The sequence below is a fragment of the Adlercreutzia equolifaciens DSM 19450 genome (genome assembly GCF_000478885.1).
Lineage (GTDB): Bacteria > Actinomycetota > Coriobacteriia > Coriobacteriales > Eggerthellaceae > Adlercreutzia > Adlercreutzia equolifaciens.
The window spans coordinates 2,537,679-2,561,339 of sequence record NC_022567.1 but is presented as its reverse complement, the minus strand read 5'-3'; the positions used below and the strand labels follow the sequence as shown (position 1 = coordinate 2,561,339).

Below are 23,661 nucleotides of genomic sequence, written 5' to 3'. Positions count from 1 at the left end.
CATGGGCCGGAAACTTGCCCCACTGTTTTTCGCCGCCTTCCTCGCTTACGGCTACAACAATATCTTCATGACGCTGACCCCCTCTTTCGTGGTGGCCGCGGGAGGGACGTTGGCGGAAGCGGGGCTTCAGAACAGCGTGTATCTGGCCGCGGCAGTCCTCTTGCGCTTCGTCTTCGGCCCGGCGGCGGATCGGTGGGGCACGAAGCCGGTCATGCTCGTGGGCCTTGCGTCGTTTGTGCTCGGGGGCATTCTGTTCCCGCTGTGTGCCGAGTTCTGGCAGATGCTTTTGGTGCGCTGCGTGCAGGCGGTCGGCCTTGCTTCTTTCTGGTCGTCGGCCACAGCCACCGTTTCGGAGGCGGCGCCGCCCCAGGCGCGGGGCCGCTGGCTCGGCCTGTATCGCCTGACGACCTCCGCCTCGCTTCTTCTGGGGCCTCTTGTGGCGTTCGGGCTCGTGAAGGCCGCGGGGTTCGCCGCGTGCTTCTGGATGCTTGCTGGATGCTCTGCTGTTGCCTTGACTTGCGTTGGCGCCATGAGGCTCCCTCGCCGTCGACGCGAGCGGCTTCGGGTAAAATCCCCCTGTGTGGAAGGCTCGCTTTCTCTATCGGGAGTTGTTGGTATGGCGGTGACCGGGACGTTTGTCGCTGCCATGGGGTACGGGCTGCTGTTCAGTTTTGGAGGCACCTTCATCTCGGCTGCCGGAATGACCGAAAACGAGGGATGGTGCTTCACGCTTATTGGGCTCGGGGGCCTTGCGGCCAATCCCGTTGCCGGCATCCTCTGCGATCGCCGCGATGCGCGCCGGCTGTTCGGCATCCATGGGCTGCTCATGGGGATGGGCGTTGCGCTCTTCGCCGTGGCGGCATCGTCTTTGCCAGCCCTTGTCGTTTCGGGCCTTTGCATCGGCTATGGCTATGCGGGCGCCATGGTGTGCGCCCAGGCTATGATTGCTCGCCAGGTGGCGGAAGGGCGCCAGGCGACGGCGCTCGCCCTGCAGCAGAACGCCATCGACGTCGGCATCGCCTCCGCGAGCGCTCTGTATGGAGGCGTGTTCTCGGCGCTCGGGTCTTCCGCAGCAGAGCCGTTTCTCTTTCAAGCATGTTTTGTGACGATATGTGGAGTTGTCCTCGTGGCCGTGCGATCGGGTTCTCGTGATGCTTCAAAAGGCTCTTCTGCTTGAAAAACGACGGGTAGCGTAGTTCTGCAAACAGAAGGGGCGGCCACTGATCAGCATTTTCCCAGGTCGCATTTCTCGAAAGAGGGGAAAGCGGGCGTCGCAACTACGCTACCCGTCGTTTTCCAAGCAGAAATCACCCGCGAGGCGAGCGCGCAAAGCGAGTGGCGTCTTACTTCTTCACGACCTCGATGGTCACTTCGGCCGGGGCGGGCAGCTCGGCGGTGCAGTGGGGGCAGCGGGTGGCGCCCACGTTGATCTCTTCCAGGCAGAAGGGGCAGGTGGGGGCGTGCTCGATGGCTTCCTCGCCCTTGGCGTTCTTCATGAAGGGCAGCTTCGCCGTGCCGTCCTTCATCTTGTTGAAGGCCTTCACAATCATGAACACGACCCACGCCACAATGAGGAAGTTGATGATGGCGCTGATGAACGCGCCGAAATCGATGCCGTTCTCGGTGCCGGCGACGGGGATGGTGAGCCCGGCGACATCGGTGCCGTTGCCGCCTGTGATGAGCTTGATGAGCGGGTTGATGATGTCGTCGGTCAGCGACGTGACGATGGCGGTGAACGCCGCGCCGATGATGATGCCGACGGCCATATCGATCACGTTGCCGCGGTTGATGAATTCCTTGAACTCGGCCAGGAGGCTTTTCATGGTCGATCCCTTCTTACGTGAAACCTTCTGCCAAGGTATTATGCCGCTCTTTTGCCGTGTGTCCATAGCGTCGTGATAACATGGCGCCAACCGTTTACAAGGAGTTACGACAACCGTGGATACAGCGAAAATCGAAGCAGGCGTCCGCCTGATTTTGGAAGGCATCGGGGAAGACCCCGAGCGCGAGGGGCTGCGGGAGACGCCGGCGCGCGTGGCCCGTATGTACGAGGAAGTGCTGGGCGGCCTGGAAGAGGATCCGTCGCGGCATTTCGACGTGACCTTCGACGAGGGCCACGAGGAAATCGTGCTCGTGGGCGACATCCCCTTCTTCAGCATGTGCGAGCACCATCTGGCGCCGTTTTTCGGGAAGGCGCACGTGGCTTACATTCCTGGCGAGGACGGCCGCATCTGCGGCATCTCGAAGCTGGCGCGGCTTGTGGACGGCTTCGCCAAGCGCCCCCAGGTGCAGGAGCGCCTGACCGGGCAGATCGCCGACACGCTGGTGGAAGCGCTGCATCCCGCTGGCGTCATCGTGGTGCTGGAGGCCGAGCACATGTGCATGTCCATGCGCGGCGTGAAGAAGCCGGGCGCGAAAACGACCACGCGGGCCGTGCGCGGCTGCTTCGAAACCGATGCCGACGCGCGTTCCGAGGCGCTGTCGCTGATTTTCCGCCACTAAAGCGATGCCCGTTTCGCTGCGGGCGAGCATGAAGCATCTACCCGCGCCAGCCTAAGCGGGCGCAAGCGAGTTGAAGGATTCTGTCCCCACTAGAAAGAAGGTTTCCCATGAAGTGCGTCATCTCCGTCCTTGGCAAGGACCGCTCCGGCGTGGTGGCTGCCATCGCCACGACGCTGGCCGACTGCGGCGCCAACATCGACGACATCTCCCAGACGATTCTCGGCGAGGGTCGCATGTTCTCCATGACCATGATGGTGACGCTGGATCCTGCCGTCGCCGACTTCAACACCGTGCAGGAGCGCCTGGCCGCCGACGGCGAGCGCCTGTCCATGCAGGTTCTCATCCAACGCGAGGACGTCTTCCAAGCGATGTACGAGATTTAGAACGCCGCTTCGATCCCGCATGCGCTCGGCCCGCGCTGGGGAAGAATTGCCGCTACGGATGCGTGTCGACGGGCGATTGCGCCGCGACTGTGCCGCCGCCCGAAATTCCTGCTGCGCGCCTTCTTGATCGTTGCCGATGTCCATCGCCAGCGCTTGAGGCGTCGCTAAAGCCCACGCGCTCAGAACAAAAAAGCACATTTTCCAAGACGTCGTACCGGTTTTTGCTCGGTCGTCTATTTGATTACCGAGAAATGCCAGGTCAGCGAGTTGCATCCCGAGCTTTGCTTCTGAGCGATTTGGAAAATGTGCTATTTTGGAAGCGATTACTTGGAAAATGTGTTTTTCTGTATCGCCGATTTTTGCACGTACCCGATTTTGTCCATTATTTCACAATTTCCAAAACTGACGCTGAAGGAAGCCGGAAGAGAGGGCGCTGAAACGTGCGTCGCCCTCTTGGCGAGACGTTTTCTCCTCCAGCCACGTTTCGTATCCTCCGGAACTGCAGATGGTAGAATGCTTTCCACAAATATGCGTAATCGAAGGCAAATAGGGACGGAAGATGACCCGAATTTACACGTGCAATGTGCCCATTGAGGCAGATCTGGTGGATGCGTTCTGCTGGCTGCAGAAGGGGTTCACCGACCAGTTCGTCTACTACGATAAGCAGCGTGCCTGCCGCTATATGGGGCTGGGCCGCTGCATCGCGCTGCCCAGTTTGCGCGATGTGGAATACGAGTACGGCGAGGGCAGCTCGTTGCACGAGGTCGCGGCTGGCGAGGATGCCGCCGAGCAGCCGCCGGTGTTCTTCTCGTTCAATCGCTTCGACGCCACCAATCCCGCGCCGGCCGACGAGCTGATGGCCTCGTTCCCTCGGCTGCGCTTTATGTTGCCGGAAATCGTGCTCATCGAGAACGAACGCGGGCGCTTCTTGCAGGTGAACTCGCTGGGCCCGGTGTACCCCGGCCGCGTGGCCCGCTTCACACGCATGGTGGCTGCCGCGCCGCCCCGCCAGCGCGCGACCGTTCCGTTTGCGCTTGAGCCCGATTCCCGCGAGGCGTGGGGCGAGGCCATGGATGCGGCGCTTGCGGCCATAGGGGAGGGCCGGGTGTCGAAGGTGGTGCTCTCGCGCCGGTTGCGCCTTCTGGCCGAGCACCCCTTCTCATCGAAGGATCTGCTCGTAAACCTCATCGACGGCGATGCCCGCGGCACGGTGCTTCTGTACCGTTACGCCGACGTCTTCTTTTGCGGCTGCACACCCGAGCTTCTCGTGCGTAAACGCGGCGATGTGGTGGAATCGATGTGCCTGGCGGGGACATGTCCTGCCGGAGCTACGGCGGCGGAATCGGACGCATTGGCAGAGGCGCTTCTGGCCGACGGGAAGAACCGCGCCGAGCACGATTACGTGGTGCAGCTCATTCGCAGCGTTCTTGACCGCGTTTGCTACGACGTCGATGTTCCCGCCGTGCCCGAGATCATGCGGCTTGCCCACGTGCAGCACCTGTTCACGCCGGCCCGCGCCCGCGTGCTCGCTGGCATCACGCTGGCCGACCTCATGGAAGACCTGCATCCCACCCCCGCCGTGGCCGGCACGCCGGTGGGGGAGGCGAAGATGCTGCTGCGGGCCATCGAGCCCTACAACCGCGGATTCTATGCGGGAGCCTGCGGTTTCGTGGACGGCGCCGGCGACGGCGAGTTTTCCGTGGCCCTGCGCACCGGCGTTTTCGACGGCGAGATGGGCTATGTCTACGGCGGCTGCGGCATCGTCGGCGAGAGCGATGCGGACGCCGAGTACGAGGAAATCGACCTGAAGCTGCGCACCACCCTTTCCGCTTTCGGCGCGTAACCTCTTGCTGCGCGGTTCTTGGGGCGCGTTTCGTGCGCTATCATGGACGGACGAAACGCGCGAAAGGAAGTGGCGATGGCCATAACGACGACTCATCAGCAGGATACGGCGCTGTTCGTGGCGGCGTTCTTCGACGAGATGGTGCGCTGGGGCGTGCGCGAGGTGGTGGTGAGCCCCGGCTCGCGGTCGACGGCCTTGGCCATGGCGGCCTACGAGCTGGAGCAGCGCCGGCCGCAAGACCTGCGGGTTTACGTGGATATCGACGAGCGCGGGGCGGCTTTTCTCGGTTTGGGCCTTGCGAAGGCGAGCGGCCGCCCCGTGGCGCTCGTGTGCACCTCGGGCACGGCCTTGGCGAACTACTACCCGGCGGTTATCGAGGCGGAAACGTCCCGGGTGCCGCTCATCGTTCTGTCTGGCGACCGGCCCCCGCAGCTGCAGGGCCTCGGCGCGCCGCAAACCACCGACCAGCTGAAGGCCTACGGCAATCACGTGCGCTCCTTCCGCGCCATGCCCACGCCGCGCGGCCGCGACCGCGACATCGCCTTCGCCCGCCAGGCGGCCCGCGAGGCGGTGCTCGCCGCGCTTGGCCCGACGGCCACGCTGGCTCCCTACCGCGAGCCGGCGCCGGCAAAGGAGGGGTTGCGCGAGTCCGCGACGACCGGTGTGCTTGAAGGGACGGATTCTGCGGTCGTGGCGGCTTCCCTCGGCAAGCATGCTGCTGTTTCAGCTGGCTCCGGATCCGCCGCGCTGCCGATGGATCCTGCTGCCACCGTTGCGCTGTCGATGGATCCTGCTGCCACCGTCGCGATGCCGGCGAATTCCGCGATCGCTGGCGCTCGCGCCGATGCTCCCGCGCGGGATGCTGCTGACGACTTTGCGGGCGCAGCCGCTGAAGAGGCCGATTCTTTCCAGCCGATCTTCTACAACGAGGCCGGCGACATTGTGAACTACAACCCGAACGTGCAGGTGGCTTCCCGCGCCTGCATGCACCTGGCCGGCCCCGTGCACGTGAACTTCCCCTTCGATGCCCCGCTCAAACCCGATTTCGCTGGCGCCGATTTGCAGGCCATGCAGCGCGCCGCTCGCGATTGCTTCGCTCTGGGTGCCCGCAATGCCAGCATCGCCGCGAAGGACGGCGCTCTTCTTGATCTGGGCCCGCTTGTTGGCCCTGCCGGTACCTTGCCTCCCTCGAGTATCGAGGCCATCGAGCGCCTTCTGTGGAAGCGCCCCTCTTTGGTGCTTGCCGGCGAGGGCTCCTGCGAGACTGTGGCCGAGGCAGAGGAGATCCTCGCTTGGGCGCGCAAGCTGTCGCTGCCGGTGCTTGCCGATCCGCTGTCGGGCCTGCGTTCCATCGACGACCCGCTTATCATCGACAACTACGACAACCTCTGCGCTCGCGCCGACTGCCCCGTGCCCGAGGTGGTCATCCGCTTCGGTCGCTATCCTGTCTCGAAAAGTGCAACCGCTCTGCTCGAGCGCGTGCGTCCCGTCTCCCTGGCCGTTGATGTTGCCGAGACGCGCGATTTCAACGCGGCGACGGACGTGTTCGTGGGCACGACGCCCCTCGGGTTCGTGCGCAGCGGATGGCGCGCCGAGGGCCGCAAGGCCCAGCACCGCTTCGCTGATGCCTGGGTCGCCCTCAACGACGAGGCGCGCCTGCGCATTCTCGCCGTGGAATGGGACGGCGTGGCCACCCACGATTCCGAGGCCGCGGAAGGCGCCTACGTGCGCTCGCTTCTGGAGCTGGCGCCGGAAGGCTCGTGTCTCTTTTCGGCGAATTCCATGAGCATCCGCGCCGTGGACACCTTCTACGTGAAAGACGGCAAGCCCCTGGCCGTGATGGCCAATCGCGGGCAGAACGGCATCGACGGCGTGGTCTCGACGGCGGTGGGGGTGGCGCAGCACTTCGCCCAGACGACGTTTCTCACCGGCGACTTCACGCTGCTGCACGACCTCTCCGGCCTGGCGCTCCAGCGCGAGATGCTGCTCCAGCGCCGCGGATCCGCAGGGACGCCGTCGCTGGTCATCGTGCTTCTGAACAACAACGGCGGCGCCATCTTCGACATGCTGCCCCAGGCCTCCGCCGACCCGTACTTCGAGCGGCTGTTCCTCGCGCCCCAGGACGTGCGCTTCACCGAGGCCGCCGCCGCCTTCGGCATTCCGTCGGCCAGCGTGCACACGGTCGGAGCCTTCCGCAGCGCCTACGAGCAGTTCCTCGGCACGCCGGGCATCAGCCTCATCGAAGTGGCGCTGCCCCTGCGCGGCGTTCGCGACCGCTACGCCCCCTACCAGCGATAATGACGGCCGCTGTGAAGACTGCGATTCCGGAAAAGCCCCCGTACGTCTTGCTGCACGGTTTCGCCCAAGCACCGGCCACGTGGGGCGAGGTGGCGCGGCGGCTGCAGGCGGCCGGTCACCGCACCTATGCCCCCGACTTGTACGAGGGCAAGGGCGATCTCAAGCTGTCGAGCTGGGAAGGAGCAGGGGAGGGCGAGAAAGAGACGGAAGGCGGGGAAGGTGACACGAATGCTGGGGGCATCGCGGTAGCGGAGCGCGACCCGCTGACCTCCCTAGAGGCGGTGTGCGACCGAGTGGCGGCCATCATTCGGTTAATCGCTCAGGCCGATGGCGCGCCCGTGCTCGTCGGCTATTCCATGGGCGGCCGCATCGCCGCCGAAACCGTAGTGCGCCATCCCGATTTGCCGCTGGCCGGGTTGGTTTTGGAAAGCGCGGGGCTGGGGCCGTCCGACGAAGCAGCCCGGGCCACCTTGGCCGAGCGTAACGTCGCTTGGGCCCGGCGGCTTCGCGAAGAGGGGGTCGCTGCCTTCATGGACTGGTGGGAGACGCTGCCGCTGTTCGCCACGCAGCGCGACCTTTCGTCGGAGGTGCGCGTCGCCATCCGAGCCGAGCGTGAGGCCCACAGCGCCGAGCTCCTTGCCCGCTCGCTAGAAGCCTGGGGTGCCCACCACCAAGCCGCTGAAGCGGCTACGCTTTCTGCCGTCTCCGACCTGGCCAGGCAAGGCGTTCCGGTGCTCTACGTTGCCGGGGTCCTTGACGAGAAGTACGCCGCGGTAGCCGCCCGCGCCCATGCTGTCGGCGTTCCGGTGATACTCGTTCCCAATGTCGGCCACAACGTGCATCTTGAATCCCCCTCCGCGTTTGGAGGGATCGTTGAAGGCGTTCTCGCTGAAGATGTTTCTGCTGAAGGTGCCGTGGCTCGAAAATCATGAAAGATCGGATATCAGGCTGAAAAGGGACCTTTCTCATGCTTTCTAAGTCGCGTGCGCAAAGCCTTCTCGCCGGCTTTTCTAAATTATGAGTCACAAACACACTTTATTATGCTAAAGTGTCGGCCATGATTTTCGTTCAGGGACATAAAGGCGGTATGGACGCGGCGGCGCTCGCCGTGGCAAGCCAGCACATCGCCCAGCAGTCGTGCGATGCGGTGGCCTGCGCCCTCATGAGCGCGCACAAGGCTGCCCAGTGTTGCACCGACGCGGTCGAGCGTGCGCTGGCCAGTGCGCACAAGGCGGCTCAGTGTATCGCTGAGGCGGCCCGCGCTATCGCCAGCCAGCACGAGGCCCAGCAGTCCCTGCGCGAAGTCTCCCCACAATTCGAGTTCCGATACCTTTAGCACACGGGTTTTCGCCCGTGGCTATTTTTTTGTAGCCAAGGGCGAAAAGTCGTGTGCGCCATCGGACGTATCCGCGCAACGAAAGGAAAGTAGAAGGACATGATCGCGAAAATTCTCTTGGTAATTGCCTTCGTGGCCGTGGCGGTGGCGGTGGGCATCTACTGCCGCCGGCACACGGGCACCGTGGACGGCTTCATTCTGGGCGGCCGCAACGTCGGCCCGTGGATGAGCGCCTTTGCCTACGGCACGAGCTACTTCTCGGCTGTGGTGTTCGTCGGCTACGCAGGCCAGTTCGGCTTCAAGTACGGCATTTCGGCCACCTGGGCCGGCATCGGCAACGCCATCATCGGCTCGCTGCTTGCCTGGTGGGTCTTAGGCCCCCGCACCCGCGAGATGACCCATCGCCTGCAGGCCTCCACTATGCCGGAGTTCTTCGGCAAGCGCTATAACTCCCGGGCGCTGCGCATTGCGGCGGCGGCCATCATCTTCGTGTTCCTCATCCCGTACACCGCCAGTGTCTACAACGGCCTGTCGCGCCTGTTCGGCATGGCCTTCGCGCTGCCTTACGACGTGTGCGTCATCGGCATGGCGGTGGTCACCTGCGTTTACGTGGTGCTCGGCGGGTACATGGCCACGGTTATGAACGACTTCATTCAGGGCATCGTCATGCTGCTCGGCATCATCGCCGTCATCGTGGCGGTCATCCTGAACAACGGCGGCTTCTCCGAAGCCATCATCTCTCTGTCCCAGATTCCCGCCGAGGGTTCGGCCATGCAGGGCCCCTTCGTCAGCTTCTTCGGGCCCGATCTGTTCAACCTGCTCGGCGTGGTCATCCTCACGTCGCTGGGCACCTGGGGTCTGCCGCAGATGGTGCAGAAGTTCTACGCCATCAAGACCGGTCCCGCCATCAAACAGGGCTCCATCATCTCCACCATCTTCGCCTTCGTGGTGGCCGGCGGATCCTACTTCCTCGGCGGTTTCGGTCGTCTCTACGAGGGCCAGATCGAGTACGCCGCCAACGGCACGCCCATCTACGACTCCATCATCCCGACGATGCTGTCCACCTTGCCTGACGTGCTCATCGGCCTGGTCATCGTTCTTGTGCTGTCGGCGTCTATGTCGACGCTCTCGTCGCTGGTGCTCACGTCGTCTTCTACCCTGACCATCGACTTCATCAACGGCAACATCATCAAGAACATGTCCGAGAAGAAGCAGCTTGTCTGGATGCGCGGCCTGCTCGTGGTGTTCATTGCCATCTCCGCGCTCATCGCGCTGTTCCAGTACCATTCCTCGGTGGTGTTCATCGCCCAGCTCATGGGCTACTCTTGGGGTGCGCTGGCCGGTTCGTTCCTCGGCCCCTTCCTGTGGGGTCTGTATTCCGGGCGCATCTCGAAGGCGAGCGTGTGGTGCTCGTTCGCTGTGGGCGTGGGTCTGACCGCCGTGAACATGGGCCTGGCGCTGTCCGGCGGCGTGCCGCTTATCGCGAGCCCCATCAACTGCGGCGCGCTGTGCATGATCATCTCGCTGGTCATCGTGCCGGTAGTGAGCTTGTTCACGCCGGCGGTGCCCTTCCAAATTAAGCCGCCGACCACCGAAGGTGCCATCGACCGCGAGTACGACCGCGAGCTCGCCCAGGAGGAGCTGGAAAGCGCCACCGCCAGCGCCGCTGCCGACGCATAAGGGGCAGCAGCCGCAACTGAAGCAACTGAAGAAGAGAAACCTGGAAAGTCCCGTGTGATCGCGGGACTTTTCTCTGACTAACTCGGATATACTTATGCTGTTCTGTCACCAGAAGGCCGGGGGCAGGGCACCGGCGACGGCCGCGTTTCGTTGTCACGCGAAGAGCGCTCGCAACGTTCGCATTGCGCATTCGTGCGCAGAGAGCTCGCAACATTCGCCTCGCGCATTCGCGCACCGAGTGCTCGCATCGCACTCCGGCGTCGTGCGTTCGCGGGTGTCATGCCCTCGGCCTCTTGAGGAAGGAAGGTCATGGAAGGGTTCGAACTCATTGCCACGGGCCTGTGGTCCATTGTGCCGCCGATTCTGGCACTGGTCCTGGCGCTCATCACCAAGGAGGTGTATTCGTCGCTGACCATCGGTGTGTTCACGGGCATGATCATCTACCAGTTCACACTGAACGGCGTCGGTGGCGAGCAGCTCGTCGCCTCGTTCACCATGGTGCCACAAATGATGGCCGAGCAAATAGCCGGCAACGGGGCGCTGCTGTTATTCCTTGCGCTTTTGGGAGCGCTTACCGTGGTCATCGCCACGGCCGGCGGCTCCCGTGCCTATGCGGAGTGGGTGACCACGCACGTGAAGAACGCCCGTGCCGCCTCGATCCTCACGGCGCTGCTCGGCATCATCATCTTCGTGGACGACTACTTCAACTGCCTTACCGTGGGCGCCGTCATGCGCCCGGTGACGGACAAGTTCCGCGTCAGCCACGAGAAGCTCGCCTGGGTCATCGACTCCACGGCGGCCCCGGTCTGCATTATCGCGCCGGTATCCTCGTGGGCGGTGGCCGTGGGCGGCTACATGGGCGAGGACGGCTTCAACACCTTCGTGGCCTCCATCCCCTACAACTTCTACGCGCTGCTCACCATCTTCTTCGTGTTCTTCATGCTGTTCCTTCAGAAGGACTTCGGCCCTATGGCCGCGGCTCAGGCCGATGCCGAGGGCCGCATTCCGGCGGAGGGCTCGGCGCTTGAGGCGGTGTCCCTCGCCCGCATCGCCGACAAGGCCCAGGTCGATTTGGAAGGCGCGCCGAACATTCCCACCGTGGTGACCGAGGAGGGCGACATCGACGATGCCGCCGCCGGGGCCATCGAGGAGTACAAGGGCCTGAACATTTCCGATCGCGGCACCATTTGGGATCTCATCGTGCCCATCCTGGTGCTCATCGTGTTCTCTATCCTGGGCATGATGTACATGGGCGGCTTCTTCAGCGGCGTCGATTTCGCCACGGCGGTCGGCGAGAACCCGGTCATGGGCCTGTGCATCGGCGCGGTGGTGGCGCTGTGCGTGGCGGCGGCCATGTTCCTGCCGCGCAAGCTCATGAACCTGGGCGGTTTCGTGGAGGCGATGTCGGAAGGCGTGCGCTCCATGATCGGCGCCATCATGATCCTCGTGCTGGCCTGGTCGCTCGGCGGCTGCTGCCGCTATCTTCTGGGTACCGGCGAGTTCGTGTCCGGCTTTTTGAACGGGCTGGGCGTGGGGCTCGACCTTCTGCCGGCGATCATCTTCCTGGTGGCGGCGTTCATCGGGTTCGCCATGGGCACGAGCTGGGGCACCATCGCGCTCATTCTGCCGATCATCATCGGCGTGTTCGATGCCGCTGACCCGCTGTTCCTCGTGGCCGTGGGCTCGGCGCTGGCCGGTGCGGTTTACGGCGATCATATCTCGCCTATCTCCGACACGACGATTCTGTCCTCGGCCGGTGCGAAGTGCAACCACCTGCGCCACGTGGCCACGCAGATTCCCTACGCGACCCTGGTTATGATCGTGTGCTTCGTGGGCTATGTCATCGCTGGCTTCACGAAGAGCCCCTGGATCTCGCTGGCGCTGGGCGTAGTGCTCATCGTGATCGCTGTGCTGGTGCTTACGCGCATGGAGGCGTCGAAGAAGGCGAAGGCGTAAACCGCTCGCTGGTCACCCCTACGGAACGAACAGAAAGAAGGCCCCAAATCGGGGCCTTCTTCGTTGGTTGGTCATGGAATGCGGCGCCGCATCCGTTTCGCGGCCTCTTAGGCCGCCGCAGCAGCTTCGGCGAGCAGGCGCTGGCTCTCGGCGATGAGGCGTCCGGCCAGAAATTCCTTGCCCATGGCCTCGTTCTGAGAAGCGTCCAGCAGCATTTGAAGCGTGATGCTGTCGAAGTAGGCGTCGTAGCCGGTGAGAACCAGATCGTACGCTTGCTTGATGCCCTGCACCATGGACGCATCGGCGCGATCCTTGCGACGGGTGCGCGTCGTGTCCTTGGCGTCGTCGTCCAGCGCGTTCACCACTTGCAGTAGGGTGATCTTCGAGGGGTCGTTGGCCAAACGATAGCCGCCGTGCTTGCCGGGCCTCGCCTCGATGATGCCGGCATTGCGCAAAAGCTGCGCGAGCTGAATGAGGTAGTCACGGGGGATCGACATGTCCTGGGCGATATCCTTCGACGAGCAGGTGTGCCCCTGCGCGGCCAGGTACAAGACGGCGCGCAGTCCATAATCTGTTGATGCTTTGAATTGCACTGCAGCCTCCTAACGTGTGAACGCCTACGGGTCTGCAGCTTGCGCTCCATCGACGCGAACGAACGGCTCGTGCCGACGTTGCGTCACCCGCAGGTGTGTCGGGAGCGGTCCTTTTTTGTTCCCGGCACTTAGCAGTATGCGAGCCGCAAAACGCAAATACAAGGGATGTACCAAACGATGAGCGCACCGATTCGCTTACGTAAACACCCTGTTGAATTCAGTAATCGATGAGCGTTTAAGTGGGGAAGGGGAGCGCAAGGAAGCTGACAGGAGGGGCGCGGCGGGCGGATGGAGCGGACGGAACGGACGGCTATGCGAGCCCCAGCACCTGCATCACGAGCAGCGCCACGGTGAGCGCCGCCACCACACCGACGGTGGCCCACAGAAGCACCTTCGACACGCGTCCGCTTCGGTAGTCGCCCATGATGTACTTGTCCGCCGAGATGATGGCCATGAGCGCCAGCAGAATGGGCAAAATGACGCCGTTGACGAACTGGGCCGTCAGCATCATGCCCAAAAGGTTCACATCGGGAGTGAGCACCACGATGGCCGAGAACGCGATCACGAAGGTGAAGATGGATTTGAACGTGGGGGCCTCGCGCCACTTGAAGGAGACGCCCGCTTCCCAGCCGAAGGCCTCGCAGATGACAAACGCCGTCGTGAGGGGCAGCACGCAGGCAGCCAGAAACGACGCCGCGATGAGCCCCACGGCGAAGAGCGCCTCGGCATAGGGGCCGGCGAAGGGGGCGAGCGCCGCGGCGGCGTCGGCGGCCGAGTCGATAGTGATGCCGGCGGGGAAGAGCACCGCGCCCGTGGTCACGATGATGAACCAGGCCACCACGCAGGCGGCGATGGTGCCGGAGACGGCGTCGGCTTTCTGCGAGAAGAGGTCTTTGGGGGTGAGGCCCTTTTCCACCACGTTGCTCTGGGAGAAGAACATCATCCACGGCGCGATGGTGGTGCCGATCATGGCGATGACGAGCGAGATGAAGCTCACGTCGCCGACGAAGGTGGGCACTACGGTGTCGTGCAGCGCCTCGCTCCAGTTCGGTTGCGCGAGGAATGCGGCCACCACATAGGTGAGAAACACCAGCGACAGCCCTAAGAACACCCGCTGCACGCGCTTGTAGGAGCCGCCCACCACGAGCAGCCACACGCCCAAGGCTGCCACGGGTACCGAGATGTACTTCGACACGCCGAACATCTCCATGCCCGAGGCGATGCCGGCGAATTCGGAGAAGGTCGTCGCCACGTTGCCGATGAGAAGCGCCAGCATGGCGAAGGCGGCGATGCGGATGCCGAAGCGCTCGCGGATGAGGGCGGCGAAGCCTTTGCCCGTGACGGCGCCCATGCGTCCGGCCGTGGTCTCCACGACGGCGAGCAGCACGCACATGATGGGGATGACCCACAGGGTGCCAAAGCCGAAGTTCGCGCCGGCCGTGGAATAGGTGGAGATGCCGCCGGCGTCGTTGCCGGCCATGGCGGTCACGATGCCCGGTCCCATGGCCGCCAGCACCAGCAGCAGCTTCGACGGCTTTTTCGTCGCGGTGGGGCCGATCTGCTCGCCGGCGGGAATGCCCGTATCGGCGATCTCCTCGGCTGCCTGGCGCCGCGTGCTCTCTTCGGCACCTAGGCGCTCGGCGGCCGTCGTGCGGATGTCCTTCGCGTTCATGACAGCCTCCTAGTAGTGCAGGCCGCCGAGATGCAGCGAGCCCGCCAGCTGCAGCAAAATCAGCGAGTAAAGGAACAGGCCCATGAGAGACGCAACGGTAATGCCGGCAATCGACAGCACATTCATCTTCGTCTTGTCGCCCGCCACGTCGTCCTCGATGGCGTCCCAGGCGTCGTCGGTGGTGACGATGCCGAGCAGGGTGCCGTGCTCGTCCACTACGGGCATGGCCGGGATGTCGTACTTGAAGATGTCGGCGGCCACGTCCTCCTCTTCCTCGGAGGGAAGACAGCTGATGATGTCGTCGTACATGATGTCGCCCATGAGGCGGTCGGCGTTGTACAGCACGAGCGTGCGCAGGGAGTTTACGCCGAGCAGCTTGCCGTATTCATCGGTGATGTACACGTAGTGCACCGTCGGGTGATCCTCGGGCAGCGCGCGCAGCACTTCGATGGTGTCGGCCACGGTGGCCGTCTTCGGCACGGCCACGAACTGGGTGGTCATCATGCCGCCCGCGGTACCGTCCTTGTAGCCGAGCAGCCGGCGAATTTCCGCGGCGTCTTCCACGCCCATAAGGCGCAGAAGGGTCTCGGCCTTCTCGTAGGGAAGGTCGCGTACGATGTCGGCGGCGTCGTCGGGGTCCATGTTGCCGATGAGCTCGGCGGCCCGGGCGTCGGGCAAGTCGTCGATGAACTCGGCTTGGTACTCGTCTTCCATCTCGGAAATGGCCTCGGTGGCGCGGCTGTCGTCCAGGTGCGCGAACACGCTGGCGCGCTGCTGGGGATCCAGCTGCTCCAGGATGTCGGCCACGTCGGCGGGGTGCAGCTCGTCCAAGCGGCGGTGGGTCACCGACAGCTGCACTTCGGACAGGTCGCGGTCGAGCAGATCCATGTAGTTCCACGCGATGAGCTGCTCGTCCACCTTCTTGTGGAAGAGCTTCGCCACATTCACGACGGCCTTTTCCAGCAGCGGATGCAGCCCGCGCAGGATGCCGCGCACGCCCACCTCGGCGCCGAGCAGGCGCAGCTGCGTGCCGGACTGCGAGAGCTTAAGGTCGTTCACGCGCACGACCTTAAGGCCCTGGGTGTCGACGATCTGGCGGTCCATAAGGTCGCGGGCGAGCAGCACCTCGTCGGGCTGCAGGTAGCTGAAGCGGATGTCGTGGGCGTCCACCGACAGCGTGATGCCGTCGTCGTCGAAGGTGTCGACGTACTTGCGCCACGAGATCATGAACGGCACGCGCCCGGGCCCCTGGAAGGCCAGGCTCGTGATGCGCGGAAAGACCTCGCCGGTGGAAATGGCCAGGTCGGATATGGTGCCGAGTCGCTCGCCTTGGGCGTCGACCACGGGCTCGCCGATCATTTGAGAAAGATAGAGCATGTGCGTTCCTCCGTGCGGTAGGCATCAGCGCATCGGAATGGGGCGGCGTGCGCGAGTCGCTGACTCTGCGTGATTAAGCGCGATGACGCCCAGGGCGATGGGTGATGCTCAGCAGTCGTCCCTTCCGACGACCGCGCGGAGGCGAGAAGCCGGAAGTCTACATACTGTGAGGTTTCGATTTTCGAACCTTCAAGTACGTTCCTTTCCTTGGCCTGACAAAAAAAGAACCGCTCGAGGCGGCTTCTATTCTGTTCTGAACGATCTAAAATGGTGCGCCGTGAGGGATTCGAACCCCCGACGTACTGATTCGTAGTCAGTCCCTCTATCCAGCTGAGGTAACGGCGCACTTCCGAACAGCAACGACTATTTAACCATGACCCCAAAGCCTTGTCAACGAGAATTTTCAACTTTTTTGAAAGTGCGCCGTTCGCCGTGTGGAGTGGCGGTCGTGGAAGCCCCCGCGCGCCCCGCCTTGTGCAGGCGTTAGAATAGTCCGATACCCGTGTAGTGACCATTTTTCCGGGAGGGTGCCCCATGGCCATGGAAATAGATGAAGCCGTCATCCGCGTGGACAACCATGCCGAAATCGACGAGGTCGAGCCCATCGAGATCAGCGACGACGAGGCTCGCCGCGTGCGCCTGTACGAGAACTTCTACCAGGTGAACGCCATCGATCCGGCGCTGTATGCCCAGCACGACGTGAAGCGCGGCCTGCGCAACGCCGACGGCACGGGCGTGCTCGCGGGCATGACCAACATCTCCAACGTGCACGGCTACGTAATGTCCGACGGCGAGAAGATGCCGGCCGAGGGCTCGCTGCGCCTGCGCGGCTACGACCTTTACGACCTTCTGGGCGATTTGGACCCGACGCGCCGCTTCGCTTTCGAAGAGGTGGCCTATCTGCTGCTCATGGGCGAGCTGCCGACGCAGGAGCGTCTCAACCGCTTCGTGGAAGTGATCGATTCCCAGCGCGAGCTGCCCGACGGGTTCACGGCCAGCACGCTTATGGTGGACACCTCACCCGACCTCATGAACATGATGGCCCGCTCCATCCTGCGCCTTTACGCGGCCGATGAGTCCGCCGAGGACCGCTCGCCCGAGCACGAGATTCACACGGCGCTCTCGCTTATCAGCCGCCTGCCGCGCATCATGGTGCTGGCCTACTACGCCAAGCAGGCCGCCTTCAACCATGAATCCATGATCATGCACCGTTTCGTGCCCGGGCAGTCCACGGCCGAGACCATCCTCTCCATGCTGCGCCCCGACCGCTCGTTCACGCCGGAAGAGGCCCGCATGCTCGATATCATGCTGTGCCTGCACGCCGAACACGGCGGCGGCAACAACTCGTCGTTCACGACCCATGTGCTCTCCTCGGCGGATACCGACCCCTATTCCACCTATGCGGCGGCCTTCGGCTCGCTGAAGGGCCATCGCCACGGCGGCGCGAACCACCAGGTGCGCGCCATGCAGGCGGAGATCAAGGAAAACGTGAAGAACTGGGAAGACGACGACGAAGTGGCCTCCTACCTGGCGAAGATCGTGAACAAGCAGGCCTACGACGGCACGGGGCTCGTCTACGGCATGGGGCACGCGGTGTACACGCTTTCCGATCCGCGCGCCGTCATCGGCAAGCGCTTCGCCGAGCAGCTGGCCGCCGGCACGGAATACGAGGCCGAGCTGAACCTGCTGAAATCCATCGAGCGTTTGACGCCTGAGGTGTTCGCGCGCGAGAAGGGCTCCACCAAGGAGCTGTGCGCGAACGTGGACATGTACTCGGGCTTCATCTACTCCATGATGGGCATTCCGGAAGATCTGTTCACGCCCCTGTTCGCCTGTGCCCGCATGGCCGGCTGGGCGGCCCACCGCTTCGAGGAAATCGCCGCCGGCAAGCGCATCATCCGCCCCGCCTACAAAAACACCATCCGCGGCACCAAGCCCTACATCCCGATCGAGCGTCGGTAAGGATTGCAGCCAACAAGGCTGTTTTGTCACCGACGGGGATCGAGATTTGAAAAAGCCCCGAGCGAATCGGGGCTTCAGTCTCTTCTGGCGGAGGCGGTAGGATTTGAACCCACGGTACCTTTCGGCACGACAGTTTTCAAGACTGCTTCCTTAAGCCACTCGGACACGCCTCCGCATCATTGGGCGTTCGCCCTTGCGCGGCGAACGTGACGCACAGGATACCACATTCCCGCTGCGATTATGGGGAATCGCCTGCTTTGCCGCGCCGCGCGGCGGTTGTTTGTGCGGCACCGCTTATAATTCCCTTCATGAACGAACATCGCACACCCGAAGAACAGCAGGCGCTTGATGCGCAGTATATGGCGCTGGCCTTAGAAGAGGCGCGGGCTGCGGGTGCGGCGGGGGAGGTGCCCATCGGGGCCGTCGTGATGTACGAGCCCATTGACCGCGGTACACGCCGGCCGCTTGCCGAGCCACGCGTCATTGCTCGGGGCCGCAACCGCCGCGAGGCCGACCGCGACCCGGCGGGGCACGCGGAGTTCCTTGCCATGAAGGAGGCGGCTCGCGTGCTGGACGCCTGGCGGCTAACCGATTGCACCGTGTACGTCACGCTGGAACCCTGCATCATGTGCGCCGGTCTCATGCACCAGGCGCGGGTGGCTCGCTGCGTATACGGCGCACCCGATCAGAAGGCGGGCGCGGTGGGCACGCTGTACGACATCCACGCCGATACGCGTCTGAACCATCAGTTCGAGGCAACGGGCGGCGTGTGCGAAGAGGAGTGCGTGGCCCTGCTGCGCGACTTCTTTCGCGCCCGACGCAAGAAAGAGAAGGAACGCGAATGACCGAGAATGCGCAGCGCAATCGCGAGGCGGAAGTGAATTTGCTGGCGGCGGCCCGTGAGGCTCAGTGGTCGGCGGCCGCCTTCATGGGGCCGAACACGATGAAGCTGGTGTCACCGGCGAAGGTGAACCTGCTTTTGGCCATCGGGGCGCGCCGCGAGGACGGCTACCACGATGCCGATACCATCATGCATGCGCTTGCGCTGCATGACACGCTGTATCTGCGTGCGGAAGGCGTCTCGACCGACGAGTTGGCGAAGCGCGTTGCCGAAGGGGGCGCCCGCGCCGACGTCGCGGTGGGCGGCCCGGCGGACAACCTCGTCATGACCATCGACTTGGCCGACCGCACGGGCCTAGACCTCGCTGTGCCGGCGGCTGACAACCTCGCCTTCAAAGCTGCTGATCGCCTGTCCCGGGCGGTGGACCGCGATCTTCCCGAGGCCATCCAGCTGCGCATCGAGAAGCACATTCCGGTCCAGGGCGGCTTGGGCGGCGGCTCGTCGAACGCGGCGGCGGTGCTCGTGGGCCTCGCGAAGGCGTGGGATCTTGCGGCCGATGACGAGCGCGTGGCCGACGTTGCCCGGTCGCTCGGAGCTGATGTCGCGTTCTTCCTCCATGGCGGCTGCGCTCTGCTCGGCGGCGTCGGCGAGGTGCTGCAGCGCCGTTTGGAAACGTCGCGGCGCGCCGTGGTGCTGGTGAAACCGGCGGAGGGCGTCTCCACTGCCGAGGCCTATAAGCGCTTCGACGCTGCGCCGCGCCCGGTGCCCGAAGAAGAGCTCGCCCGCGACCTTGCTGCCACCCGTGCCGACGATGTGGCGCTCGCCAACAACCTCGCCCCCGCGGCCGAGGCGCTTCTGCCCGAGTTGTCCGTCGTCCGTGCATGGCTCGCCGAACAGGCAGGGGAGAACAACGTGCTCCTCTCCGGTAGCGGCTCGGCCACCTTCGCCCTCGTAGACACCTTCGCCGAGGCCAGCCGCATCGCCACGGCCGCTGCGGCTCGCGGCTGGTGGGCGCGCCCGACGAGTCTCTCCGGCCTGCGCGCCGCCGTCGCCCCTTCGCGATAAAGAGCGCCGGGTAACGAATGGCCGCGCCGTCGCTCGGCACTCGTCTTTTTCGTATACACTGGCACTGCCACAATCACGTGCGCTAGTGTCCAAGGCATCTCGCCGATGCCGCCCGAAGAGAAAGGATGAGAAGTGGGTTTTCTCGCTCGCCTGTCCCGCGTTGTCCCTCTGCTCATCGTCATGGCGGTGGCGGCGGGACTCATCTATGTGGTGGTCACCTACCGTCATTCTCCGGCTCGCGCCAAAGAGGTGCTCATCAAAATCTTCACGTGGTTCAACGGCATCGTCGTCGGCTTCTTCGCCTTGGTGTCGGTGTACGCCTTCTTCGACAACGCTCCGGCGGTGCTCGATCTGTCGCTCAGCTTCATGGTTGTGGGCCTTGTCGGCCTCCTCGTCACGCGCCTCGCCAACTGGCGCTTCCTCGCGCATCACCCCAACTACCGCAAAAAGCGCCTCGCCGCCACCACCCGCCGCCGCTGGCCGTGGCAACGGTAGGAGTTTTAGAAGAGGTGGATGCCAGTTGAGACTCGAAATGGCATGAAGGGGCTGCCAGTTGGGCCTAGAAATGGTAAAAAATGCCAGTTGAGGCTCCAAATGGCTAGCTGTCTTTGTCCATTTCGGGCCTCAACTGGCATCAACCCGCATTTTCCAAGCGTAAAGGAGCGGGACGCTCGGAAACGGGGATCGGGGCTTCGCAAATAAAAAACTCCCCGCAGGGAGTTCGAGAAAAGGCAAACTGGCGGAGGAGTAGGGATTCGAACCCTAGATGCCCTTGTGGGGCATACTCACTTAGCAGGCGAGCACCTTCGGCCTCTCGGTCACTCCTCCGCGTAACAATGCATCTTACCCGAGCGCTCCGGTTTCTGCAACGAAAATATTCCTCGTTGCTCAAAGAATCCTGCTGATTTGCGCACAGACCGACGTGTGCTGGCGATGCCGCGGCGTCTCGGCGCGCCGGAATCGATCGCTTGGGCGAGAGCCGCCGACGAAGCGGGCTATTTCTGGTACCCTGTTCACGAAGGAAAACGCGCAGGCCGCTGGGGCGTCCGCGCACATTGCCAGGGAAAGGAAACGCGCATGATCGGTCGCTATACTCGTCCGGAAATGGGTCGCATCTGGGAGCTTGAGAACAAGTTCGCCATTTGGAAGGAGATCGAGGTGTTGGCCTGCGAGGCCCAGGCCGAGCTCGGCCAGGCGGGCATCACGCGCGAGGAGGCCCAGTGGATCCGCGATCACGCCGACTTCACCGTAGAGGAGATCGACGAGATCGAGAAAGTGACGAACCACGACGTCATCGCGTTCACCACATGCATGGCGGGCTACATCGACGCCGACATCCCCGAGGGCGAAGACAAGCCGAGCCGCTGGGTGCACTACGGCATGACCTCCTCCGACCTGGGCGACACGGCCCTGTCCTACCAGGTCACGCAGGCTTGCGACATCATCATCGACGACATCAAACGCCTTGGCGAAACCTGCAAGCGTCGCGCCTTCGAGTTCCAGAACACGTTGTGCGTCGGCCGCACCCACGGCATTCACGCCGAACCCATGACCTTCGGCATGAAGTTCGGCAGCTGGGCTTGGGCCCTGAAGCGCGCCCTCACCCGCATGGAGGAGGCCCGCGCTGTGGCCGCCACTGGCGCTATCTCCGGCGCGGTGGGCACTTACTCTTCCATCGACCCCTTCGTGGAGCAGTACGTTTGCGAGAAGCTGGGGCTCACCCCCGACCCGCTGTCCACCCAGGTGCTCGCCCGCGACCGTCACGCCCAGGTGATGGCGGCCCTCGCCGTGACGGCCTCCACCCTGGAATCCATCGCCATGCAGGTGCGCCTGCTTCAGCAGTCCGACGTCATCGAGGCGGAAGAGCCGTTCACCAAGGGCCAGAAGGGCTCTTCGGCCATGCCCCACAAGCGCAACCCCATCACGGCCGAGCGCGTGTGCGGCCTCGCCCGCGTGGTGAAGGCGAACGCCCAGGTGGCCTTCGACGACGTGGCCCTGTGGTTCGAGCGCGACATCTCGCATTCCGGCGCCGAGCGCGTGGTGCTGGCCGACAGCTTCACGGCGTTGGACTACATGTTCGGTAAGATGCAGTGGATGCTCGACGGCTTGCAGACCTATCCGGCCAAGATGGAGCACAACCTGTGGCGTACGAAAGGCCTCATCTTCTCCAGCAAGGTGCTGTTGGCGCTCGTGGACGCCGGCATCTCCCGCGAGGATGCCTACGTCATCGTGCAGCGTAACGCCATGAAGGTGTGGGAAGACATCCAGAACGCCGTTGACGGCCCCACTTACCGCGAACGTTTGGAAGCCGACGACGAGGCCATGGCGCTGCTTTCCCAGGAGAAGCTCGACGAGATCTTCGATCCCTGGGACTTCCTCACCCGCAAGGACGTCGTGTTCGATCGCCTGCAGGAGCTGGAGTTCTAGGGAGTGCACTCGCAGCTGGCAGGAAGATAATCCGGTTGCCGCCGCAGGCAAAGGCTGCGCTACAAGACCGACCCTGTAGCGCAGGCTCCGTCTGCAGCGGCAACCGTCCAATCTGCCTTTGGCCTTCGTGAATCTCGGTTAAATCTATTTGCTCTCGGACTCATCGACAAGGCTAATGAGCTGTTGCTTGGAATGAACGCCCAGTTTCGTGTAGATGCGCTTTGTGTGCGATTGCACCGTGCCGGGGGCAACGAAAAGCTTCTCGCCGGCAATCTTGCTCGAATAGCCGAGGGAAACGTAATAGAGCACTTCCTCTTCCCGCTGGGTAAGGCCGAACTGCCTTGCAAGGAATGCGCAGGCCGTCCGGCGGTTCTCCGCATTGGTGTTGCCGTCTTCCTTCGACTCACGCGGGCCGGCCTTCACCATGAAGAAGGAGAAGATGACTACGATGGCGAGCACGAGCACGGCGGCAATGGCAAGCGAGGCCGATCCGAGGATGGCAGAGGTGTCGAACGCGAAGTTGGTGGTCAAGACAGGAAGCAGCACATAGGAAAACGCCGTTGGTAGCCAGTAAAGTATTAAAAGGTACAGGGAGAAGCTGCGCACAGGGCCCGAGTTCCCCGAGAAGGAGTTCACGGCCAGGGCGACAAGAAGCAGGCCGTCGAACACGCGGGCAAGTGCCAGCACCACGATGGCGGCAAAGGAAAAATCGCCATGCGTGACCGAGAGGAAGCTGACGGCTATCAAGCCGAGGAATAGGAAAACGAAGAGCACATTGCCGAACAGACAGATGATTTGGAGATACTGGTTCGGCTTTGAGGACGCTCCCGCAAGGATCAAGCTGAGAGCGAGCAGGAGCACAAAAGTGATCGTCAAGGACAGCGGGGCATCACCACGGCTCTCAATGGTGGGGTCGGCGACATACAGCAGTCCGTGCAAGAGCACGATGGCGAAGAAGATCACGTAGAAAAATTGCCAGCTGCGATTATAGGCATCGGACAAGGCGGGCTTGGTTGCATCGCGGGCCTTGGCGGGGGGCTCAAGGGCGCCGAAGCCGATTTGAGCCGCCCCGGAAAGCCCCACGCCGCAGATGGCGATGAAAGTGTAGAGCTGTGTGGGAACGAGCTTCGCGAAGGCGGTTAGACTGACGAGCGCCGCAATTAGAATGGTGGTGACGACCGTTTTCAGGTCAGTCTGGCAACTGAGCTCCCCAAGCACCATGAACGTGCGCACGGCAACCCCCGAGAGCCCCACAGCATAGCAAACGGCACCGAGAAGCCCCCAAATCAGAGCGACATCGGCGTCGAATAAAGTCGGGGCAACGAAAATGGCAGCTGTTCCTCCCAGCGCCACGGCGGATAGCGCCACGATGCTGGAGCGCATGGCAAGCCACTGCCCTACCTGTTTCTGGAAGGCGATGCAGCAGGCGAGACACAGGGCGAGAACGGTCGAAAAAAGGGTGAAGACGGCGAAACTGCTTGTTCCGAATACGCCGAAAAGCGTAGTGTGGAAGAAGTTGTGCTGCAGGTAGGGCATGAGGAACAGGAGGCTGAAAAAGCACCAAACGACCTGTCGCTTCTGCTGGGGGGAGAAAGTGCTTTTCGCAACTTCGGTGTTTTCAGAAAATTCACTCTGCGCTGAAGGCATTGAGTTTCCCCTGTTCAAAACGTTGTTTGCCCTGTTTTTGGTCACAGCCCGAAATGCGAGATTTCCAAAATTGTCCAAA

At 63.3% G+C, this 23,661-nt stretch carries 19 protein-coding genes and 3 tRNA genes; 14 read left to right on the top strand and 8 right to left on the bottom strand.

What is annotated here, in order from left to right:
- Window position 1 precedes the first annotated feature (1 nt).
- Entirely contained in the window at window positions 2-1,177 is a 1,176-nt protein-coding gene (locus tag AEQU_RS10360) for an MFS transporter (protein WP_022741218.1), read from the top strand.
- 166 nt (window positions 1,178-1,343) lie between these two features.
- On the opposite strand, the gene mscL is transcribed toward AEQU_RS10360, so the two are convergent.
- Window positions 1,344-1,823, bottom strand: a complete 480-nt coding sequence (gene mscL / locus AEQU_RS10355; protein ID WP_022741216.1) for a large conductance mechanosensitive channel protein MscL — start codon at window positions 1,821-1,823, stop codon at window positions 1,344-1,346.
- Between the two features lie 115 nt (window positions 1,824-1,938).
- Between mscL and folE the strand changes: the two genes are divergently transcribed.
- The 8 genes from folE to AEQU_RS10310 all read left to right on the top strand — a co-directional run bounded on the left by folE (window position 1,939) and on the right by AEQU_RS10310 (window position 11,998).
- Window positions 1,939-2,502, top strand: a complete 564-nt coding sequence (folE, locus tag AEQU_RS10350; RefSeq protein WP_022741212.1) for a GTP cyclohydrolase I FolE — start codon at window positions 1,939-1,941, stop codon at window positions 2,500-2,502.
- Window positions 2,503-2,609: 107 nt separating this feature from the next.
- Window positions 2,610-2,885: an ACT domain-containing protein gene (locus AEQU_RS10345; protein WP_022741206.1), complete on the top strand. Its 276-nt coding sequence runs from the start codon at window positions 2,610-2,612 to the stop codon at window positions 2,883-2,885.
- 559 nt (window positions 2,886-3,444) lie between these two features.
- Window positions 3,445-4,728 carry an isochorismate synthase gene (locus AEQU_RS10340; RefSeq protein WP_022741204.1) on the top strand — a complete coding sequence of 428 codons (1,284 nt, stop codon included), beginning with the start codon at window positions 3,445-3,447 and terminating at the stop codon, window positions 4,726-4,728.
- Window positions 4,729-4,803: 75 nt separating this feature from the next.
- Window positions 4,804-7,026 (top strand): 2-succinyl-5-enolpyruvyl-6-hydroxy-3-cyclohexene-1-carboxylate synthase, encoded by a 2,223-nt coding sequence (gene menD, locus AEQU_RS10330; RefSeq protein ID WP_022741203.1) that lies wholly within the window; start codon window positions 4,804-4,806, stop codon window positions 7,024-7,026.
- Between the two features lie 11 nt (window positions 7,027-7,037).
- Window positions 7,038-7,958, top strand: coding sequence for an alpha/beta fold hydrolase (locus tag AEQU_RS12645; protein ID WP_051353433.1), 921 nt, complete (start codon window positions 7,038-7,040; stop codon window positions 7,956-7,958).
- A gap of 125 nt (window positions 7,959-8,083) precedes the next feature.
- Window positions 8,084-8,362, top strand: a complete 279-nt coding sequence (locus AEQU_RS10320) for a hypothetical protein (RefSeq protein WP_114540098.1) — start codon at window positions 8,084-8,086, stop codon at window positions 8,360-8,362.
- Between the two features lie 99 nt (window positions 8,363-8,461).
- Window positions 8,462-10,042, top strand: coding sequence for a sodium:solute symporter family protein (locus tag AEQU_RS10315; RefSeq protein ID WP_022741200.1), 1,581 nt, complete (start codon window positions 8,462-8,464; stop codon window positions 10,040-10,042).
- A 309-nt stretch (window positions 10,043-10,351) separates the two neighbouring features.
- Window positions 10,352-11,998 carry a Na+/H+ antiporter NhaC family protein gene (locus AEQU_RS10310; protein ID WP_022741199.1) on the top strand — a complete coding sequence of 549 codons (1,647 nt, stop codon included), beginning with the start codon at window positions 10,352-10,354 and terminating at the stop codon, window positions 11,996-11,998.
- Window positions 11,999-12,105: 107 nt separating this feature from the next.
- Here AEQU_RS10310 and AEQU_RS10305 read toward each other — a convergent pair whose 3' ends face one another.
- The 4 genes from AEQU_RS10305 to AEQU_RS10290 form a co-directional block, all read right to left on the bottom strand.
- Window positions 12,106-12,591 (bottom strand): Rrf2 family transcriptional regulator, encoded by a 486-nt coding sequence (locus tag AEQU_RS10305; protein WP_022741198.1) that lies wholly within the window; start codon window positions 12,589-12,591, stop codon window positions 12,106-12,108.
- A 310-nt stretch (window positions 12,592-12,901) separates the two neighbouring features.
- Window positions 12,902-14,263, bottom strand: a complete 1,362-nt coding sequence (locus tag AEQU_RS10300) for an NRAMP family divalent metal transporter (RefSeq protein ID WP_022741197.1) — start codon at window positions 14,261-14,263, stop codon at window positions 12,902-12,904.
- 9 nt (window positions 14,264-14,272) lie between these two features.
- Window positions 14,273-15,640 carry a magnesium transporter gene (locus AEQU_RS10295; RefSeq protein ID WP_022741196.1) on the bottom strand — a complete coding sequence of 456 codons (1,368 nt, stop codon included), beginning with the start codon at window positions 15,638-15,640 and terminating at the stop codon, window positions 14,273-14,275.
- A gap of 268 nt (window positions 15,641-15,908) precedes the next feature.
- A tRNA-Arg gene (locus tag AEQU_RS10290) sits at window positions 15,909-15,985 on the bottom strand.
- A gap of 189 nt (window positions 15,986-16,174) precedes the next feature.
- Here AEQU_RS10290 and AEQU_RS10285 point away from each other — a divergent pair.
- Window positions 16,175-17,602 carry a citrate synthase gene (locus tag AEQU_RS10285; protein WP_022741195.1) on the top strand — a complete coding sequence of 476 codons (1,428 nt, stop codon included), beginning with the start codon at window positions 16,175-16,177 and terminating at the stop codon, window positions 17,600-17,602.
- Window positions 17,603-17,687: 85 nt separating this feature from the next.
- Here the strand turns inward: AEQU_RS10285 and AEQU_RS10280 are convergent.
- Window positions 17,688-17,775: transfer RNA gene (locus AEQU_RS10280), tRNA-Ser, on the bottom strand.
- A 135-nt stretch (window positions 17,776-17,910) separates the two neighbouring features.
- On the opposite strand from AEQU_RS10280, the gene AEQU_RS10275 reads away from it, so the two are divergent.
- The 3 genes from AEQU_RS10275 to AEQU_RS10265 all read left to right on the top strand — a co-directional run bounded on the left by AEQU_RS10275 (window position 17,911) and on the right by AEQU_RS10265 (window position 20,003).
- Complete coding sequence (locus AEQU_RS10275) at window positions 17,911-18,447, top strand: nucleoside deaminase (protein WP_041714702.1); 537 nt, start codon at window positions 17,911-17,913, stop codon at window positions 18,445-18,447.
- Window positions 18,444-19,508, top strand: coding sequence for a 4-(cytidine 5'-diphospho)-2-C-methyl-D-erythritol kinase (locus tag AEQU_RS10270; RefSeq protein ID WP_022741193.1), 1,065 nt, complete (start codon window positions 18,444-18,446; stop codon window positions 19,506-19,508). The genes AEQU_RS10275 and AEQU_RS10270 overlap by 4 nt, the downstream gene beginning before the upstream one ends.
- Window positions 19,509-19,640: 132 nt before the next feature.
- The gene (locus AEQU_RS10265; RefSeq protein ID WP_022741192.1) at window positions 19,641-20,003 is read left to right on the top strand and encodes a hypothetical protein; all 363 of its coding nucleotides are present in this window, start codon (window positions 19,641-19,643) and stop codon (window positions 20,001-20,003) included.
- A 242-nt stretch (window positions 20,004-20,245) separates the two neighbouring features.
- Here AEQU_RS10265 and AEQU_RS10260 read toward each other — a convergent pair.
- A tRNA-Ser gene (locus AEQU_RS10260) sits at window positions 20,246-20,336 on the bottom strand.
- A 249-nt stretch (window positions 20,337-20,585) separates the two neighbouring features.
- Here AEQU_RS10260 and purB point away from each other — a divergent pair.
- Window positions 20,586-21,935 (top strand): adenylosuccinate lyase, encoded by a 1,350-nt coding sequence (purB, locus tag AEQU_RS10255; protein ID WP_022741186.1) that lies wholly within the window; start codon window positions 20,586-20,588, stop codon window positions 21,933-21,935.
- A gap of 144 nt (window positions 21,936-22,079) precedes the next feature.
- On the opposite strand, the gene AEQU_RS10250 is transcribed toward purB, so the two are convergent.
- Complete coding sequence (locus AEQU_RS10250; protein ID WP_022741183.1) at window positions 22,080-23,582, bottom strand: response regulator transcription factor; 1,503 nt, start codon at window positions 23,580-23,582, stop codon at window positions 22,080-22,082.
- Between the last annotated feature and the right edge of the window lie 79 nt (window positions 23,583-23,661).

Coding starts and splice junctions, on each gene's coding strand:
- AEQU_RS10360 (WP_022741218.1), top strand. CDS start 2: ATGGGCCGGAAACTTGCCCCACTGTTTTTCGCCGCCTTCCTCGCTTAC.
- mscL (WP_022741216.1), bottom strand. CDS start 1,823: ATGAAAAGCCTCCTGGCCGAGTTCAAGGAATTCATCAACCGCGGCAAC.
- AEQU_RS10345 (WP_022741206.1), top strand. CDS start 2,610: ATGAAGTGCGTCATCTCCGTCCTTGGCAAGGACCGCTCCGGCGTGGTG.
- AEQU_RS10340 (WP_022741204.1), top strand. CDS start 3,445: ATGACCCGAATTTACACGTGCAATGTGCCCATTGAGGCAGATCTGGTG.
- menD (WP_022741203.1), top strand. CDS start 4,804: ATGGCCATAACGACGACTCATCAGCAGGATACGGCGCTGTTCGTGGCG.
- AEQU_RS10320 (WP_114540098.1), top strand. CDS start 8,084: ATGATTTTCGTTCAGGGACATAAAGGCGGTATGGACGCGGCGGCGCTC.
- AEQU_RS10315 (WP_022741200.1), top strand. CDS start 8,462: ATGATCGCGAAAATTCTCTTGGTAATTGCCTTCGTGGCCGTGGCGGTG.
- AEQU_RS10310 (WP_022741199.1), top strand. CDS start 10,352: ATGGAAGGGTTCGAACTCATTGCCACGGGCCTGTGGTCCATTGTGCCG.
- AEQU_RS10300 (WP_022741197.1), bottom strand. CDS start 14,263: ATGAACGCGAAGGACATCCGCACGACGGCCGCCGAGCGCCTAGGTGCC.
- AEQU_RS10295 (WP_022741196.1), bottom strand. CDS start 15,640: ATGCTCTATCTTTCTCAAATGATCGGCGAGCCCGTGGTCGACGCCCAA.
- AEQU_RS10285 (WP_022741195.1), top strand. CDS start 16,175: ATGGCCATGGAAATAGATGAAGCCGTCATCCGCGTGGACAACCATGCC.
- AEQU_RS10275 (WP_041714702.1), top strand. CDS start 17,911: ATGAACGAACATCGCACACCCGAAGAACAGCAGGCGCTTGATGCGCAG.
- AEQU_RS10270 (WP_022741193.1), top strand. CDS start 18,444: ATGACCGAGAATGCGCAGCGCAATCGCGAGGCGGAAGTGAATTTGCTG.
- purB (WP_022741186.1), top strand. CDS start 20,586: ATGATCGGTCGCTATACTCGTCCGGAAATGGGTCGCATCTGGGAGCTT.
- AEQU_RS10250 (WP_022741183.1), bottom strand. CDS start 23,582: ATGCCTTCAGCGCAGAGTGAATTTTCTGAAAACACCGAAGTTGCGAAA.